The organism is Streptomyces sp. NBC_01450 (genome assembly GCF_036227505.1).
GTDB lineage: Bacteria > Actinomycetota > Actinomycetes > Streptomycetales > Streptomycetaceae > Streptomyces.
Genome location: NZ_CP109480.1, coordinates 9181087 through 9197294, shown reverse-complemented (window position 1 = coordinate 9197294; position 16208 = coordinate 9181087). Strand labels below are relative to the sequence as shown.

The following is a 16208-nucleotide window of genomic DNA, read 5'->3' as shown; positions in this document are numbered from 1 at the left end:
GGGCCCAGTTGTTCACTTGTGGTTTCCGTGTGCGCTGCGGCGCACCAGTAGGTGTGGTCCGGCACTGCCCGACTCCGTCCCTGGAGGCGCATTCATGTCACACCATCCGCAAAGCCCTCTCCCTCTCCCCGGTCGCCGCGGCGTCCTGCGCGGTTCCCTCGCCGCTTCCGCGGCCCTGGCCCTGCCCACCGCACTCGGCTCGGCCCCGGCGTTCGCGCTGTCCGGTCGGCCGAAGGCGGGGTGGGGTGTCCAGGCCGGAGACGTGAGCGCGCACTCCGGCCTGGTGTGGGTCCGCTCGGACCGCCCCGCCCGGATGATCGTCGAGACCTCCGCGACCGAGGCGTTCCGCGACCCCCGCAGATGGCACGGTCCGCTGCTCGGCGCGGACTCCGACTTCACCGGCACGACGCGGCTGCGCGGGCTGCCCTCCGGCGAGCAGATCCACTACCGCGTACTGCTGGCCGACCCCGACGACCCGCGGCGTACGGGCGAGCCGGTGACCGGCACGTTCCGCACCGCGCCCGCGAAGCGGCGCCACGACGTCCGCTTCGTCTGGTCCGGTGACCTGGCCGGACAGGGCTGGGGCATCAACGAGTCCATCGGCGGCTACCGGATCTTCGACGCCATGGCGAAGGTCGACCCGGACTTCTTCCTGTGCAGCGGCGACAACATCTACGCCGACGGCCCGATCTCCGCCACGGCACCGCTTCCGGACGGCAGCCTGTACCGGAGCGTCACCACCGAGGAGAAGTCGCACGTCGCGGTCACCCTGGCCGACTACCGGGGCAACTTCCGCTACAACCTGCTGGACTCGGCGCTGCGCCGGTTCAACGCCCGGGTTCCGAACATCATCCAGTGGGACGACCACGAGGTCCGCAACAACTGGTATCCCGGCGAGGCCATCGGGTCCGGCACCCCCTACCCGGTCGGCACGGAACTCGACGACCTGGCCGTCCGTGCCCGGCGGGCGTTCTCTGAGTACTTCCCGATCTCGACCATCGGCGGACGCCCGGACGGACGGATCTACCGGACCGTCCACCACGGACCGCTCCTGGACGTGTTCGTCCTGGACATGCGGACCTACCGGAACGCCAACTCGCCCGACGACCAGACCACCGACCCGCAGGGCATCCTCGGCCGCGAGCAGCTGGAGTGGCTCAAGCGCGAGCTGGCCGCGTCGCGCGCGGTGTGGAAGGTCATCGCCGCCGACATGCCGCTCGGCCTGGTCGTGCCCGACCCGGTCGAGGGCAAGCCGAACATCGAGGCCGTCGCCCAGGGCGACCCGGGCGCGCCGCTCGGCCGCGAGCTGCAGATCGCCGAGCTGCTGCGGTTCATCAAGCACCGGCGGATCACCGGGACCGTATGGCTGACGGCCGACGTCCACCACACCTCGGCGCAGCACTACGACCCCTCGCGGGCCGCTTTCAAGGACTTCGAGCCGTTCTGGGAGTTCGTCTCCGGGCCGCTCAACGCGGGCGCGTTCCAGGCGAACGCCCTGGACGGCACCTTCGGGCCCGACCGGGTCTTCGTCAAGGCGCCCGCCACCGCCAATGTCTCGCCGGCCGACGGTTACCAGTTCTTCGGCGAGGTCGACATCGACGGCGACAGCGGGGAGCTGACGGTGCGGCTGCGTGACCTGGACGGCACCGTGCTGTTCACACAGGTGTTGCAGCCGGGGCGCGTGGGTCAGTGACCGCGCCCAACTCCCGTACCCTGTAAGGGTTGGGCCGCGCACCGGAGTCATCCCCCGGTGCGCGGCCACCCTCGTGACCAGGCGCGTAAGCCAGGCGATCCGAGGCAGGCAAAACAGACGCAAAAAGAACCACAAAAAGGATAGAACGACACTTTACCGATCAGTCACAGGCCGTTCGTGATCACGCAACACCACTCCTTCACAGTGGCTGCATGACTCCAGACATGTCTGATGTGACCCGGGCGAAGCACGGACGCCCCGTCCACCACTGGCGACGCGACGTGGTCGAGCTCGCCGCGCTGTTCACGGCCGTCGCGGTCGCCGACGCCGTCGCCAATCTGATCGGACACGGACCCGACGGTCCGGCCCTGCTGGTGATCTCGTCCGTGGTCCTGGCGGCCACGGCCGGATTCCACACATGGTGGGCACGCCGCCACGGTCACGCCCCGCCGGCGGACGACACCGGCACCCGGACACTCGCCGTGGGGCGACCGGCCGGGCAGGCCGACCGGGACCAGGCGATGCCGGAGGCCGTCACAGGGGCGACCGTCCTGTGGCGGATGCGGACGACGGTGAAGGACGAACCGGGATCGCTGGCCGCGCTGTGCACGGCGCTGGCCCACCAGCGGGTCGACATCCTGAGCCTGCAGACGCACCCGCTCGCCGAGGGCACGGTCGACGAGTTCCTGCTGCGCGCGCCCGCCGAGCTGGCCGCGTCCAAGATGACCCGCGCCCTCTCGCGGGCGGGCGGCAACGGGACCTGGATCGAGCGGGCCGACGCCCACGACCTGGTGGACGCTCCGACGCGCGTCCTGGGGCTGGCCACGCGCACCGCTTTGGACGCGGCGGAACTTCCGCTGGCCCTCCGGCAGTTGCTCGGTAGGTGCACCATTCGTTCGCTGCCCGCCCGCTCCCCCGGGTCGGGCCGGGCGGAGGAGGGTGCGCCGGTCGAAGGAGTGCTGGAAGACACGGTGATGCGGTTGCGCGCACCGGAGGGTGGGGTGATCACGGTGGAACGGCCGTATCTGCCGTTCACGCCGACCGAGTTCGCTCGGGCGCGGGCGTTGGTGGAGCTGGACGCGCGGCTGGGTCCGCGCATTCCGCTCAGCCAGGACATGCTGACACTGCCGGAGGGCAACGCGATCACCGTGCGTCGCGCCGACGTCTCCGACCTCGACGCGGCGAAGGCGATGCACGAGCGCTGCTCCTCGAGCACGTTGAACATGCGGTACCACGGGCCGGTCGGGGACGCGGACCGCTATCTGAACCACCTGCTCAGCCCCCGCTTCGGGCGCACCCTCGCCGTGCAGACGGCGTCGGGACGCGTCGTGGGTCTCGGCCATCTCCTCTGGGACGGCGACGAGACGGAGATCGCGCTGCTCGTCGAGGACGACTGGCAGCGGCGCGGCATCGGCGGCGAACTGCTCGGCCGTCTCGTGACCATGGCCGTCGAAGCGGGCTGCGAAAGCGTGTACGCCGTCACACAGGCCTCCAACACCGGCATGGTCGCCGCCATGCGCGGCCTGGATCTCCCCCTCGACTACCAGATCGAGGAGGGCACCCTCGTCATCACGGCCCGCCTGGACGCCACACCGGTGACGTCCCGACTGCCGTACGGCCACGGACACCAGCAGGCACAGACGCAGGGACAGAAGAACTAGTGCCGCGGCACTAGGACGGCGCACGACGGACGCCGGGAGGCCCCGGGCACCCTGCCCAGGGCCTCCTCCCACCGGTCACCGCCCCAGCGCACCGTCCAGGTCGGCCCACAGGTCCTCCACGTCCTCCAGCCCCACCGACAGACGCAGCAGCCGGTCGCTGACCCCCGCCTCGCGGCGGTCGGCGGCGGCCACGATGCGATGGCTGATGGACGCCGGATGCTGGATCAGGCTGTCGACGCTGCCGAGGCTCACCGCCGGGGTGATCAGGCGGACCCCGGCGACGACCTCGTGCGGGTCGCCGTGGACCTCGAAGGCGATCATGGCCCCGCCGATCCGCGGATAGTGGACGCGGTCGACGCGCGGATCGGCGGCGAGCCGGGAGGCGAGTTCCGCGGCGTTCGCGGACGCGGCCCGGACCCGTACGGGCAGGGTCGCCAGACCGCGCAGCAGCAGATATCCGGCCAGCGGATGCAGCACACCGCCGGTCGCGAAGCGCACCTGGCGCAGTCCCCGGGCGAGCTCCTCGTCGCAGGCCACCACTCCGGCCATGACGTCCCCGTGTCCGCCCAGGTACTTGGTGGCGCTGTGCAGGACCAGGCGGGCCCCCTGTCCGGCGGGGCGTTGCAGCACGGGTGTGGCGAAGGTGTTGTCGGCGAGCAGCGGGACGGAGCCGCAGGCGTGCGCGACGGCGCGCAGGTCGAGTTCGGCGAGCGTCGGGTTGGCCGGGGTCTCGACCATGACAAGCCCGGTGTCCGGGCGCAGGGCGTCCGCGATGCCCGCCGGGTCGACCCAGGTCACCTCGGTGCCCAGCAGTCCGGCGGTCAGCAGGTGATCGCTGCAGCCGTACAAGGGCCGTACGGCGACGACATGGCGCAGGCCGAGCGCGCCGCGCACGAGGAGTACGGCGCTCAGCGCGGCCATGCCGCTCGCGAAGGCGACCGCGCTCTCGGTGCCTTCGAGGCGGGCGAGGGCGGTCTCGAAACGGGCGACGGTCGGGTTGCCGAGGCGGCCGTAGACGGGCGGGCCCTCCGGTTCGGCGCCGTCGGCCGCGAACGCGTCGATGCGGGCGGCCTCGCCGCGGCTGTCGTACGAGGGGTAGGTCGTGGACAGGTCGATCGGCGCGGCGTGCAGCCCCAGCCCGGCGAGGTCCTCCCGCCCGGCGTGCACGGCCTCGGTGGCGAGGGCTCGGGCGCGGGGCGCCGGGACACGGGTGTCCTGAACGTCGTAGGGGTCGTCCTGAGCGTCGTATGCGTCATGCACCACGGATTCCATGCACAGCAGACTGAACACCGGACGGGACCCCAGCCGCGCACTCCGTGTTACGTTCGGGCCATGGCTGAATCCGTCGTACTCGATCCGGTCGATCTTCATCTGCTGCGGCTGCTCCAGAACGACGCACGGACGACGTACCGCGACCTGGCCGCGCAGGTCGGCGTCGCGCCCTCGACCTGCCTGGACCGGGTGACGAGGCTGCGCCGCGCGGGGGTGATTCTCGGCCATCAGCTGCGCCTCGATCCGGCGAAGCTCGGACGAGGCCTGGAGGCCTTGCTGTCCGTGCAGGTCAGACCACATCGGCGGGAGCTGGTGGGGCCGTTCGTTGACCGGATCAGGGCGCTGCCCGAGTCCCGGACCGTCTTCCATCTCACCGGGCCCGACGACTATCTGGTCCTCGTCGCGGTCGCGGACATGACAGATCTGCAGCGGCTGGTCCTCGACGAGTTCACGTCCAGGCGCGAAGTGGCCCGCGTGGAGACCCGGTTGATCTTCCAGCAGTGGGACTGCGGCCCCCTCCTCCCGCCCGCCCCGCCCTCGGCAAAATCAAGCTGATGTCGGCCCCGCGCCCGGTCGACCGGGCTGACGCGGCACCCGTCCCCGTATGAGGATGTCGGCATGTCAGAGACGAAGAGCCCGCTGCCCCGCGAGGTCGCCGACGCGTACGTCGACGAACTCATCGCCCTCGATCCGGTCCTCGGTACCTACCTCGGTGTGAAGGAGAGTGCCGGGAAGCTCCCGGACACCTCGCCCGCGGGGCAGGAGGCCGTCGCGGAGCTGGCGCGTACGACGCTCGCCCGGCTCGACGAGGCGGAGCGGCGACCGGGCGCGGACAGCGACGTGGAGCGCCGCTGCGCCCGGCTGCTGCGCGAGCGGCTCACCGCCGAACTGGCCGTCCACGACGCCGACGAGGGCCTGCGGGCCGTCGGCAACATGCAGACGGCCGCGCACTCCGTGCGCCAGGTGTTCACCATCGCCCCGACCGAGACGGACGAGGACTGGGCCGCGATCGCCGAGCGGCTGCGCGCGGTGCCGACCGCGCTGACGGGGTACCGCGAGTCCCTCGCCCTCGGGCTGGAGCGCAAGCTGTACGCGGGCCCGCGCCCCACCGCGACCTTCATCGAGCAGCTCACCGAGTGGTCGGACCCGGACGGGCAGGGCCGCGGTTGGTTCGAGGACTTCGTGTCCGCGGGTCCCGACGCCCTGCGGGAGGAGCTGGACACGTCCGCCCGGACGGCCACGCGGGCCCTGGTGGAGCTGCGCGACTGGATGCGTGACGTCTACGCGCCGACGATCGAGGGCGCGCCCAACACCGTGGGCCGCGAGCGGTACGCGCGCTGGACGCGCTACTTCAACGGTACGGACCTCGACCTCGACGAGGCGTACGCGTACGGCTGGTCCGAGTACCACCGGCTGCTCGCGGAGATGCGGTCCGAGGCCGAGAAGATCCTGCCCGACGCCGAGACCCCCTGGGTGGCGCTCGCACACCTCGACGAGCACGGCAGGCACATCGAGGGCGTCGACGAGGTCCAGGCGTGGCTGCAGGACGTGATGGACCGCGCGATCGACGCACTGGACGGCACCCACTTCGAACTCGCCGAGCCGGTGCGGAAGGTGGAGTCGCGCATCGCACCGCCCGGCGGTGCGGCGGCCCCGTACTACACCGCGCCGTCCGCGGACTTCTCGCGGCCCGGCCGCACCTGGCTGCCCACCATGGGGCAGACCCGCTTCCCCGTGTACGACCTCGTCTCGACCTGGTACCACGAGGGCGTCCCCGGCCATCACCTCCAACTCGCCCAGTGGGTGTACGTCGTCGACGACCTCTCGCGTTACCAGGCCACCGTCGGCCGCGTCAGCGCCAACTGCGAGGGCTGGGCGCTGTACGCGGAGCGGCTGATGGACGAGTTGGGCTTCCTGGAGGACGCGGAGCAGCGGCTCGGCTACCTGGACGCGCAGATGATGCGCGCGGCCCGGGTCATCGTCGACATCGGCATGCACCTGGAACTGGAGATTCCGGCGGACTCCCCCTTCCACCCCGGCGAGCGCTGGACCCCGGACCTGGCGCAGGAGTTCTTCGGCGCGCACAGCAGCCGTCCGGCGGACTTCGTGGAGAGCGAACTCACCCGCTACCTCTCCATCCCGGGTCAGGCCATCGGCTACAAGCTCGGTGAGCGGGCCTGGCTGCGGGGCCGCGAGAACGCGAAGAAGCGGCACGGGGACGCCTTCGACGCCAAGGCCTGGCACATGGCGGCCCTGTCGCAGGGGTCGCTGGGCCTGGACGACCTGGTGGACGAACTGTCCCAGCTCTGACGGTCACGGACGGCGGCCGGGCTCCCCACGACGACGGGGCCCGGCCGCCGCGTATCAAGTACGCCGTGTATCAAGTACGGGGACTTGCGGAGCTACCGGGCGTGCTCGGCGTGTTCGGAGCACAGACAGCCGACGCCCTTCTCGATCCACTCCTGGCCGACCCACTCCGGGTGCCGCTCGGTCATCAGCGCAGAGATCTCCTCCACGATCGTCCGCTCGTCGAGGGCCGAGTCGCGGCGGGCCCAGGTCTCGTCCCGCAGCAGCCGAAGGTAGTCGCGCACGTCGGCCAGCAGCCGCGCGCCGCCGATCTCGCCGTGGCCGGGCACCACGATCCCGGGGCTCTCGGCCGCCAGCTTCTCCATCACCGCGATCCAGCGAGTTCCGGACACGTCGGTGTCGTGCGGCGGGAACCAGGGGAAGATGGCGAACTGCCCGGCTTCCACGAGGTCCCCCGTGAACAGGACGTCCGCGTCCGGCACCCTGACCACCTGGTCACCCCTGCTGTGGGCCCGGCCGGTGGCCCTCAGCTGCACCACCCGCCCGCCCAGGTCCAGGTCGTACGCCTGGTCGTAGACGACATCGGGCCGCGCGAGTTCAACACCCTGGAGGCGGCTTGCGACCGTCTTGCCGAGCCCCTTGAACATCTCCAGGTATCCCGGCCCCTTCACCTCCAGGTCCTCGGCCTGATCCCGGTTGAGCAGGAACGTCGCCTCCCCGGCGAAGACCTGCGCCCCGAAGGCGTGCTCGGGGTGAAAATGCGTCGTCGTCAGGTACAGCCGACGTCCCTTGGCATGGTCGGCCGCGAACTCCAGCACCTTTTCGGCGTTGCGCGGGCCCATCCCGGTCTCGACGACGAGCACGGCGCTGCGACCGCCGATGACGCCGATGTTGGGCACGAGCGGCACCCGCCGGTCGGGAATGACCACCAGGTCACGGGCCAGCTCCTGAACACCCTCGACGTGGACGACGGGATCCGTCGTCACCGTTTCCTCGGACACTGCGACTCCTCGGTGTTGCGCTGAGCCACCAGTCCAGCGCGAGACGCACGGAGGCGTCCAACACCGATCTCGCCACCCCGATACCACGCGGGTATCGTCGCAGTTGAGAGCGGTCGAGAGAGCGTCTCGGAACAGCGATGGAGCGACGATGGAGCTGCGGACCCTGCGCTACTTCGTGGCAGTCGCCGAAGAACTCCACTTCGGCCGGGCCGCCGCACGACTGCACATGACCCAGCCCCCGCTGAGCCGGGCCGTCAAGCAGCTGGAGACCGACCTCGGCTGCGCACTGCTGCGGCGCTCACCCGCGGGCGTCACCCTCACCCCCGCCGGAGCCCTGCTCCACGACGAGGCACGCGCCCTGCTGGCGCAGGCCGACCGGACGCGGGCCCGGGTGGCCGCCGCGGCCGGCCCGGACACCCTGACCATCGGCACCCTCGCCGACAGCGCCGAGCAGGCCGGCACCCGGCTGGCCGCCGTCTACCGGCACCGACACCCCGCCGTACGCATCCGCATCCGCGAGGCCGACCTGACCGACCCGACCATCGGACTGCGGGCCGGCCTTGTCGACGTGGCCCTGACCCGGGCGCCGTTCGACGACACCGGCATCACCACCCGTGTGCTGCGGTCGGACCCGGTCGGCGTGGTCCTGCGCACCGACGACCCGCTGGCCGACCGTGACCGGCTGCGCCTGGACGAACTCGCCGACCGCCGCTGGTTCCGGTTCCCGGAGGGAACGGACCCGGTGTGGCAGGCATTCTGGACGGGCCCACCCGATGCCGACGGGCGCCGTGACGGACCCGTCATCCGCACCGCCCACGAATGCCTCCAGTCCGTCCTGTGGAACGACACCGTCGGGCTGATGCCCCTCGCCCACTCCCACGCCCTGCCCGAGGGCCTCACGGTGATCCCCCTCGTGGATGCCCCGCCCAGTGACCTCGTCATCGCGTGGAACAGCGCCCACACCACCCCGCTCATCCGCTCGTTCGTGAGCCTCGCGACGACCCTCCCTCGGTCCTAGGACCCCGTCAGCGGTCAACAGCCACAGTCCGCCGCGTCCACCGGAGCCGTCAGCGGGTCCGCCGCGCGCCGCCTCTCTCCCTCCCAGGTCTCGTACGCGAAACCTTCGCGCACCCAGTACTCGAAGCCGCCGAGCATCTCCTTGACCTGGAAGCCGAGTTCGGCGAGGGCGAGGGCGGCGCGGGTCGCGCCGTTGCAGCCGGGGCCCCAGCAATAGGTGCCGACGGGCACCGACTTGTCGAGGAGCCGCTCGGCCTGCTCGGGGACGAGCGCGGTGGGCAGGTGGATCGCGCCGGGCACGTGCCCCTGGTCCCAGGACGCGGTGGAGCGGGAGTCGAGGACCACGAAGCCGGGGTCGCCGCCGGCCGCGAGCGCGGAGGCGACGTCGGAGACGTCGGCGTGGAAGGCGAGGGCGGCGCCGAAGTGGGCGACGGCCGCGGCCGGGGACGCGGGGGCGACGCGCAGAACGGCGTTCGTCGTGCTCGCGGTGCTGGTCACAGTGGTGCCGCCGGTCACAGTCATGGTCTGGCCTTCCCTCCCTGCCCCGCCGGACCGGCACCTTCGCCGTACCGGTCTCACGGGGACTTCCTGGCCAGAAATCTACGGTCGGTGATCCTCTTCCTGAAGTAGGGATCCACGGCATCGCTCTTGATCGGCCGGGGATTTCCCTGCTATCCATCGCTCATGACCGCGTATTCCCCGGACGCCACCGACTGGCACATCCTCGATGTCCTCCAGCGCGAGGGCAGGGCCAGCTTCGCGGAGCTGGCCCGTGCCGTCTCGATGTCCGCGAGCGCGGTCACCGAGCGGGTACGCCGTCTGGAGGAGGCGGGCGTCATCCAGGGGTACGCGGCCGTCGTCGACCCGGAGAGCCTCGGCCTGCCGATCCTGGCCTTCGTCCGGCTGCGCTACCCGAACGGCAACTACAAGCCGTTCCACGACCTCGTCGGGGCGACGCCCGAGATCCTGGAGGCGCACCACGTCACGGGCGACGACTGCTTCGTCATCAAGGTCGCGGCGCGCTCGATGAGCCACCTGGAGGAGATCTCCGGCAGGATCGGCACCCTGGGTTCGGTGACCACGAGTGTCGTGTACTCCTCACCGCTCCCCCGGCGCCCCCTGGGTCACTGATCCCCCGCTGATCCGGCCCACGCCGGGCCGCCGAATCGGTCCTGGAGGCCCCGCCTCAGTCCTGGACGCCCCGCTGCCGTACGACCGATCCCGTTCTGCCCTTCACGACCTCCAGCTGGGCGTGGATACGCCGCCGCAGGTCGGCGACGTGGCTGACGATGCCCACGCTGCGGTCGCGCTCCCGCAGTGAGTCGAGCACGTCGAGGACCTCGTCCAGGGTCTGGTCGTCGAGGCTGCCGAAGCCCTCGTCGATGAAGAGCGTGTCCAGCCGCACCCCACCGGCCTCGTCCGTGACGACGTCCGCGAGGCCGAGGGCCAGCGCGAGCGAGGCGAAGAACGTCTCGCCCCCGGAGAGCGTCGCGGTGTCGCGCTCCCGGCCGGTCCAGGCGTCCACGACGTGCAGTCCGAGTCCGCTGCGGCCACGGCCCGCGCGGTCGTCGGAGTGGACGAGGGTGTAGCGCCCGGAGGACATGCGCTGCAACCGTACGGTCGCGGCGGCGGCCACCTGTTCCAGGCGGGCGGCGAGGACGTACGACTCCAGCCGCATCCTGCGCTCGTTCTCCGCCGAGGTGCCCGCGGCCAGCCCGGCCAGGCGTGCCACCCGGTCGAACTCCTCGCGCAGCGGCGCGAGCCGGCGCACGGACGTGCCCGCGCGCGTGGACAGCCGGTCCAGTTCCGCGCAGCGGCGGGCGGCCTCGTCCTGGGCGGAGGTGGTCTCCCGCAGCCGTCGGGCGGCGGACTCGGCGGCCCGTTCGGCGGCGGCCAGGTCGGCGGCCGGCTGCCGCGCGGCGGCGGCCGTGTCGGCCTCGGCGAGCACGGCACGTACCGCGCTCTCCTCCAACTGCCAGGAGTCGAGGCGTCGTTGGAGGTCCCGGTGGGCCGCTTCGTCGAGCAGTGCGGCGGCCGCGGCCTGGGGGGTGTCGAACCCGGCGCGGAAGGCCGCGTCGGACAGGCGCGCGTCGGCGTCCTTGAGACGCTGCGCGGCATCCTCGGCCGCGCGCACGGCGTCCGCGGCCTCCGTGAGCAGGGCGGCCTGCCGCTCCAGCTGGGCGGCGCGCGCGGCAACGCTGTCGGCGGCGCGCCGGGCCTGCGTCAACTCCTCCTCCAGGGAGGCCCTTTCGCGGTCGTTCCGGTCTCGGTGGGAGACCCGGGCGGCGGCGCGCAGTGCGGCCTCCTGCTGGGCCGCGACCCGCCGCTCGTGCTCGAGCCCGGTCTGCGCGAGCCGCTCCCGCGCGGCGTGCAGTCCGGATCCCGCAGCCCGCGCCTCGGCGTAGCGCCGCTCCAACTCGTCTGCCTGTTCGACGAGTTGTGCGGTCGGTGCGTCGCCCGCCTCGGCGGTGGCGGCCGCCAGCGCCTCGCGTACGACGCCGAGCCGCCGCTCGTCCGCGGTGGCCTGCTCGTCGGCACGCTGGTACGCGTCGAGCGCCCGCTCCTCGGCCTCCCGGCCGACGTGTCCGTCGATCCTGCGTGCGGGCTCGGGGTGTTCGGTGGCGCCGCACACGGCGCAGGGCTCGCCGTCGACGAGACCGGCGGCGAGTTCCGCGGCGATGCCCTGAAGACGCTGTTCCTTCAGGTCGAGCCAGTGGGCCCGCGCGTCGGTCGCGCGTTCACGGGCGGCAAGGGCCTGGGCCTGGGTGGCGTCCGTGTCCCGGGCGAACTGGTCGCGCCGGCGGGCCGCCCTGAGCCGCGCCTGGGCGGGATCGCGCTGTACGGCGAGCTGCTCCGCACGCGTGGCGGCCTCCTGCGCGGACTCGATGCGCGCCTGGAGGTCGGCTCGGGTCGCCTCCCAGGTGGCGAGCCAGCTCTCGGCGTCCTGGCGGACGTCCTCGTCCTCGCGCTCCTGGCGGTCCAGCAAGACGCGCTCCTGGGTGAGTTCACCGAGCCGGCGCTCCGCCCTGCGGGCCGACTCCAGGCCGCCGAGCTCCTCGGCCGCCTTGCGCGCCGCCGCCGCCAGCCCGGGCGCACCGGCTCCGGCGTAGGTGTCCGGCAGGACCAGACGCGCGCGTGCCTCGTCCGTCGCCGCGCTCCGGTGCTCGGCCTCGGCGGCGTCGCGCAGATCGAGCGCGGGGGCCACCGCCTCCGCCTTGCGCGCCCGCACCATCAACGCCTGGGCCTCCGGATGGGCGTCGGCGCGCTCCTCCAGCCGCGCGGCGCGCTCCCGCGCCTCGGTGAACCTGCGCTGCAGCCGGGCGACTTCGCGTACGTCGTCGAGTACGCGGTCGGCGGCGGTCTGCGCGGACTCCGCGGCCGTACGTGCGCCGCGTGCGAGGGTCAGCCGCTCGCGGGCCGTGCTGCGGGCCACGGCGGCCCAGGTCAGGACGGCCCCGGCGAGACCGGGCTCACCGGGTGCGAGATCGGGCAGCGGCACCTCGACGATGTCTCCGGCGGCCTGCTGCATACGGTGCGCGTCGGCGAGCAGCGCCGCGTCGCCCTCCCGTGCTTCGGCCTCCGTGGCCCGGCGCCGCTCCGCGAGCCGCTTCTCGACCTCGGCGAAGCGGTGGGTGTCGAAGAGTCGGCCGAGCAGCTTGCCGCGGGCCTCGGCGTCGGCCCGCAGGAAGCGGGCGAAGTCGCCCTGGGGCAGCAGCACGACCTGGCAGAACTGCTCACGGCTCATGCCGAGCAGTTGGGTGATCTCCTCGCCGATCTCCTGGTGGGAGCGGCTGAGGTCCTTCCAGGTGCCCGCCGACGCCTCGTACTCGCGCAGCCAGCTCTGCGCCTTTTCGGTGGTCGTGCCCGTACCGCGTTTCTTGGGGCGGGCCCAGGGCGGCTGCCGGGTGACCTCCAACCGGCGTCCCGCGACGGTGAGTTCGAGAGTGATCTCGGTGCGCGTCGCGGGTGCCGCGTGGTCGCTGCGCAGGGTCTGGCCCTGGCCGCTCTGGCGGGCGCCCGGGACCGCCCCGTACAGCGCGTAGCAGACGGCGTCGAGGACGGACGTCTTGCCCGCGCCCGTCGGCCCGTGCAGCAGGAAGAGCCCGGCCGCCGACAGCTCGTCGAAGTCGACGCTCTGGGTGCCTCCGAAAGGCCCGAAGGCGGTGATGTCCAGGCGGTGCAGCCTCATCGGGCCTCCTTCAGGTCGCGCGGGTCTCGCGCGCCTCGCATGTCCTGCCTGTCCTGCGCGTCCCGTGTGCGTGGTGTCACCGGGCGACCTCCCGGACGGCCTCGTCGGCGCGGACGGCGTCGAACGCGTCCCTCAGCACGGCCCGCTCGTCGGCGTCGGGGCCCGCGCCGCGCACATGGGCCACGAAGTCCTCCGCGATCTCCTGCTCGCTGCGGCCGGCGAGCCGCCGGGCGTAGGAGACGTCCGGGTCCTCGGGTGCCCGCTCCGGGTCGAAGACGAGGCTGAGCGTGTGCGGGAAGCGCTCGGTCAGCCGGGCCATGGGTTCGGCGGGGCGCACCGGGTCGGTGAGGGTCGCCTCGACCCACGCCTCCTCGTGGCGCGTCAGCAGCGGATCGGCGAGCAGGTCTTCCAGGTGCCCCCGGACCCGGGCGAGCTTGCGGGGAACGGGACAGCCCACCCGCTCCGCGCCCACGAAGCCCTCCGGCCCCAGCTCCACCAGCCACATGCTCTTGTGGTGGTCGACCTCCGAGAAGGAGTAGGGCAGCGGGGAGCCGGAATATCGCACACGCTCGGTGATGGTCTGGCTGCCGTGCAGATGGCCCAGTGCGGCGTAGTCGACGCCGTCGAAGACCCCGGCGGGTACGGCGGCGACCCCGCCGACGGTGATGTCCCGCTCGCTGTCGCTGGCCGCCCCGCCGGTGACGAAGGCGTGGGCGAGGACCACCGAACGGGTGCCCCGCGCGCGCGTGGCGAGGTCGGCGCGGACCCGGTCCATGGCGGCGGCGAGGACGGCTTCGTGCCCCGCCTTCTCGACACCGAACTCGGCCTTGACCAGGGCCGGTTCGAGATAGGGCAGGCCGTAGAAAGCCACGTCGCCGTGGTCGTCGGCGAGGATCACCGGCGTGCCGCACGCGGAGGGCTCGGTCCGCAGGTGGATGCCCGCACGGCCGATGAGCCCGGCGCCGACGCCGAGCCGACGCGCCGAGTCGTGGTTTCCGGAGATCATCACCGTGGGCACCCCGAGGTCGGCGAGCCGGTGCAGCGCGTCGTCGAAGAGCTCGACGGCGGCCAGCGGCGGCACCGCCCGGTCGTAGACGTCCCCGGAGACGACGACCGCGTCCACGTCACGCTCACGCACGGTCGCGACGAGGTGACCGATGAACCCGGCCTGGGCGTCGAGCATGTTGACCCGGTGGAAAGCCCGGCCGAGATGCCAGTCGGACGTGTGCAGAATCCTCAAGGCGCCACTCCGACCCGCATGTTTCCCCTTACTACGCCCTGAAACCAGCACCCACCAGCACGGGCCTCCCTGTCAGCACCGACCACGCTAACGCCTGTCCGCCCCTGATCTCTCACGGATCGCGTTCCACCGACGGCATCCGATGCGATATATCCCCCTATATCCTTATTGACTTGATCGACAGTGCAGTCATATGACCGAAGCCCCTCCCCTTGTGCCCCGCCTAGCGTCACAACGACCGATTCGATCTCATAACTCCGGAACTCCGCCCGGGAAGAACGAACATGAATAAATCAACGCAGAACCAGCATCAGGACGACCTCGACGTGGTCCGTGCCGTCTATGACTTCGTCAACGGGACGAACCCGGACGGGGCATCCCTGGCCGACCCCGAGATCACCGTCCACCAGTCGGAGGAACTCCCCTGGGGCGGTTCGTACGTCGGGCTCGAGGGATTCCGGCGGTTCCACCTGGCCGTGTCGAGCGCCATCCACAGCGAGGTCGAGATCGAGTCGCTGTTCCAGGCCGGCGACCGGGTCGTGCAGAGCGGCCGGACCCGAGGCTTCGTCCGCGCCACGGGCAAGCCGTTCGATGCCCGGGAGGTGCACATCTGGCGCGTCCGCGACGGCAGGATCATCGACCTGGAGGTCCATGTCGAAACCCCCCTGATGCTGGAGGCGCTCAAGCCGTAACCGCTCGAGGGGCCCTTGTCGACCCTAGGCGTCCCCGTACGCCTCTCCGCCGAGTTCGAACCCGGCCGTCCCGGCGGTGGCGTCGGCGAGCCAGGCGCGGAAGGCCCCCACCTCGGTGTCCGGCAGCCCGATCTCGATCGTGACGGCCTCGCCGTACCGGACGTCACGGACCTCGCGCCCGGTGGATCGCAGGTCGTTCTGTATCTTGCCGGCGCGCTGGTGGTCGACCGTGACCGTGGCCAGCCGGAAGCGTTTGCGCGTGAGGGTGCCGAGGGTGTCCAGCGCCTCGCCGACCGAGCCGCCGTACGCCCTGATCAGTCCGCCCGCGCCGAGCTTGACCCCGCCGTAGTAACGGGTGACGACGGCGACGACGTACCGCATGTCGCGGCGCAGCAGCATCTGGAGCATGGGCACGCCCGCGGTGCCGCCGGGTTCGCCGTCGTCGCTCGCCTTCTGGACGGCGGCGTCGGCTCCGATGACGTACGCGTAGCAGTTGTGCGTGGCGTCGGCGTGCTCCTTGCGGACGCCCGCGATGAACTCCTGGGCCTCCCGCTCGGTGGCCGCCGGGGCGAGGGCGCACAGGAAGCGGGAGCGGTTGACCTCGGTCTCGTGCACACCCGCGCGGGCCACTGTGCGGTACTCGTCCTGCATCACGCCAGCGTATGCGCTTCCCGCGCGGGTACGTCACGGCGGACCCGGCGCGCGGCGCGGGCGGCGCGGGCCGGGTCCACCAGTGGTCTCGTCGGCCCGGCGAGGAAGCGCGGCTCGCCGCGCAGCGGTGGCGGCACGCGGCGGTCACGGCACGGCCGGTCCCGGCGGCCGCGCGCCCGGCGGCCCGGGATCGCCGGATGCCCGGCCCCGGCCGCGGCGGGCCGGCCTCCGCGCCATCGGCCCCGCCGCGTACCGAACCCGACCGCGCCGCCGGGTCCGCCGGTGGTCGCCTCCGGCGGAGGCATCACGCCCCGGCCGGGCACGCGAGCGCCCCGGTCGAGGCGCCCCGAGCCCCACGCCATCGCCCCGGCGAGAGCACGACAGCCCAGGTCGACCGGCGGCCGACCCCTGTCGTCGGCCCTCGGACGTCCGGGGGCGGCTCCGGTGCGCGGGGCAAGGTGGTGGATACTCGCTCCTCGTTGCCC

The 16208-nt window shown here is 72.4% G+C and carries 14 protein-coding genes; 7 read left to right on the top strand and 7 right to left on the bottom strand.

From position 1 onward, the window contains the following. Window positions 1-94: 94 nt before the first annotated feature. Together OG568_RS40915 and OG568_RS40910 are read left to right on the top strand one after the other, a co-directional pair. Entirely contained in the window at window positions 95-1693 is a 1599-nt protein-coding gene (locus OG568_RS40915; RefSeq protein WP_329535154.1) for an alkaline phosphatase D family protein, read from the top strand. Between the two features lie 224 nt (window positions 1694-1917). Continuing rightward, window positions 1918-3354, top strand: coding sequence for a GNAT family N-acetyltransferase (locus OG568_RS40910; protein ID WP_329535153.1), 1437 nt, complete (start codon window positions 1918-1920; stop codon window positions 3352-3354). Between the two features lie 75 nt (window positions 3355-3429). On the opposite strand, the gene OG568_RS40905 is transcribed toward OG568_RS40910, so the two are convergent. Further along, window positions 3430-4626 (bottom strand): trans-sulfuration enzyme family protein, encoded by a 1197-nt coding sequence (locus OG568_RS40905; RefSeq protein ID WP_329535152.1) that lies wholly within the window; start codon window positions 4624-4626, stop codon window positions 3430-3432. Between the two features lie 60 nt (window positions 4627-4686). Between OG568_RS40905 and OG568_RS40900 the strand changes: the two genes are divergently transcribed. Together OG568_RS40900 and OG568_RS40895 are read left to right on the top strand one after the other, a co-directional pair. After that, window positions 4687-5181 carry an Lrp/AsnC family transcriptional regulator gene (locus OG568_RS40900; RefSeq protein ID WP_329535151.1) on the top strand — a complete coding sequence of 165 codons (495 nt, stop codon included), beginning with the start codon at window positions 4687-4689 and terminating at the stop codon, window positions 5179-5181. 63 nt (window positions 5182-5244) lie between these two features. Further along, window positions 5245-6936, top strand: coding sequence for a DUF885 domain-containing protein (locus tag OG568_RS40895; RefSeq protein WP_329535150.1), 1692 nt, complete (start codon window positions 5245-5247; stop codon window positions 6934-6936). A gap of 92 nt (window positions 6937-7028) precedes the next feature. Here OG568_RS40895 and OG568_RS40890 read toward each other — a convergent pair whose 3' ends face one another. Further along, window positions 7029-7934: an MBL fold metallo-hydrolase gene (locus OG568_RS40890; protein ID WP_329535149.1), complete on the bottom strand. Its 906-nt coding sequence runs from the start codon at window positions 7932-7934 to the stop codon at window positions 7029-7031. A 148-nt stretch (window positions 7935-8082) separates the two neighbouring features. Here OG568_RS40890 and OG568_RS40885 point away from each other — a divergent pair, with 148 nt between their 5' ends. Continuing rightward, window positions 8083-8952: a LysR substrate-binding domain-containing protein gene (locus OG568_RS40885; protein WP_329535148.1), complete on the top strand. Its 870-nt coding sequence runs from the start codon at window positions 8083-8085 to the stop codon at window positions 8950-8952. 14 nt (window positions 8953-8966) lie between these two features. On the opposite strand, the gene OG568_RS40880 is transcribed toward OG568_RS40885, so the two are convergent. Continuing rightward, complete coding sequence (locus OG568_RS40880; RefSeq protein ID WP_329535147.1) at window positions 8967-9473, bottom strand: rhodanese-like domain-containing protein; 507 nt, start codon at window positions 9471-9473, stop codon at window positions 8967-8969. Between the two features lie 162 nt (window positions 9474-9635). Between OG568_RS40880 and OG568_RS40875 the strand changes: the two genes are divergently transcribed. Then, window positions 9636-10082 carry an Lrp/AsnC family transcriptional regulator gene (locus OG568_RS40875; RefSeq protein ID WP_266416870.1) on the top strand — a complete coding sequence of 149 codons (447 nt, stop codon included), beginning with the start codon at window positions 9636-9638 and terminating at the stop codon, window positions 10080-10082. 55 nt (window positions 10083-10137) lie between these two features. Here the strand turns inward: OG568_RS40875 and OG568_RS40870 are convergent, their stop codons facing one another. Both OG568_RS40870 and OG568_RS40865 read right to left on the bottom strand, forming a co-directional pair. Then, complete coding sequence (locus OG568_RS40870; RefSeq protein ID WP_329535146.1) at window positions 10138-13140, bottom strand: SMC family ATPase; 3003 nt, start codon at window positions 13138-13140, stop codon at window positions 10138-10140. A 76-nt stretch (window positions 13141-13216) separates the two neighbouring features. Next, window positions 13217-14380, bottom strand: coding sequence for an exonuclease SbcCD subunit D (locus OG568_RS40865; protein WP_329535145.1), 1164 nt, complete (start codon window positions 14378-14380; stop codon window positions 13217-13219). A 284-nt stretch (window positions 14381-14664) separates the two neighbouring features. On the opposite strand from OG568_RS40865, the gene OG568_RS40860 reads away from it, so the two are divergent. Beyond that, window positions 14665-15072 carry a nuclear transport factor 2 family protein gene (locus OG568_RS40860; RefSeq protein WP_266580795.1) on the top strand — a complete coding sequence of 136 codons (408 nt, stop codon included), beginning with the start codon at window positions 14665-14667 and terminating at the stop codon, window positions 15070-15072. Window positions 15073-15096: 24 nt separating this feature from the next. On the opposite strand, the gene OG568_RS40855 is transcribed toward OG568_RS40860, so the two are convergent. Beyond that, entirely contained in the window at window positions 15097-15723 is a 627-nt protein-coding gene (locus tag OG568_RS40855; RefSeq protein WP_329535144.1) for a YigZ family protein, read from the bottom strand. Further along, window positions 15723-16085, bottom strand: a complete 363-nt coding sequence (locus OG568_RS40850; RefSeq protein ID WP_329535143.1) for a hypothetical protein — start codon at window positions 16083-16085, stop codon at window positions 15723-15725. The genes OG568_RS40855 and OG568_RS40850 overlap by 1 nt, the downstream gene beginning before the upstream one ends. Window positions 16086-16208: the final 123 nt, after the last annotated feature.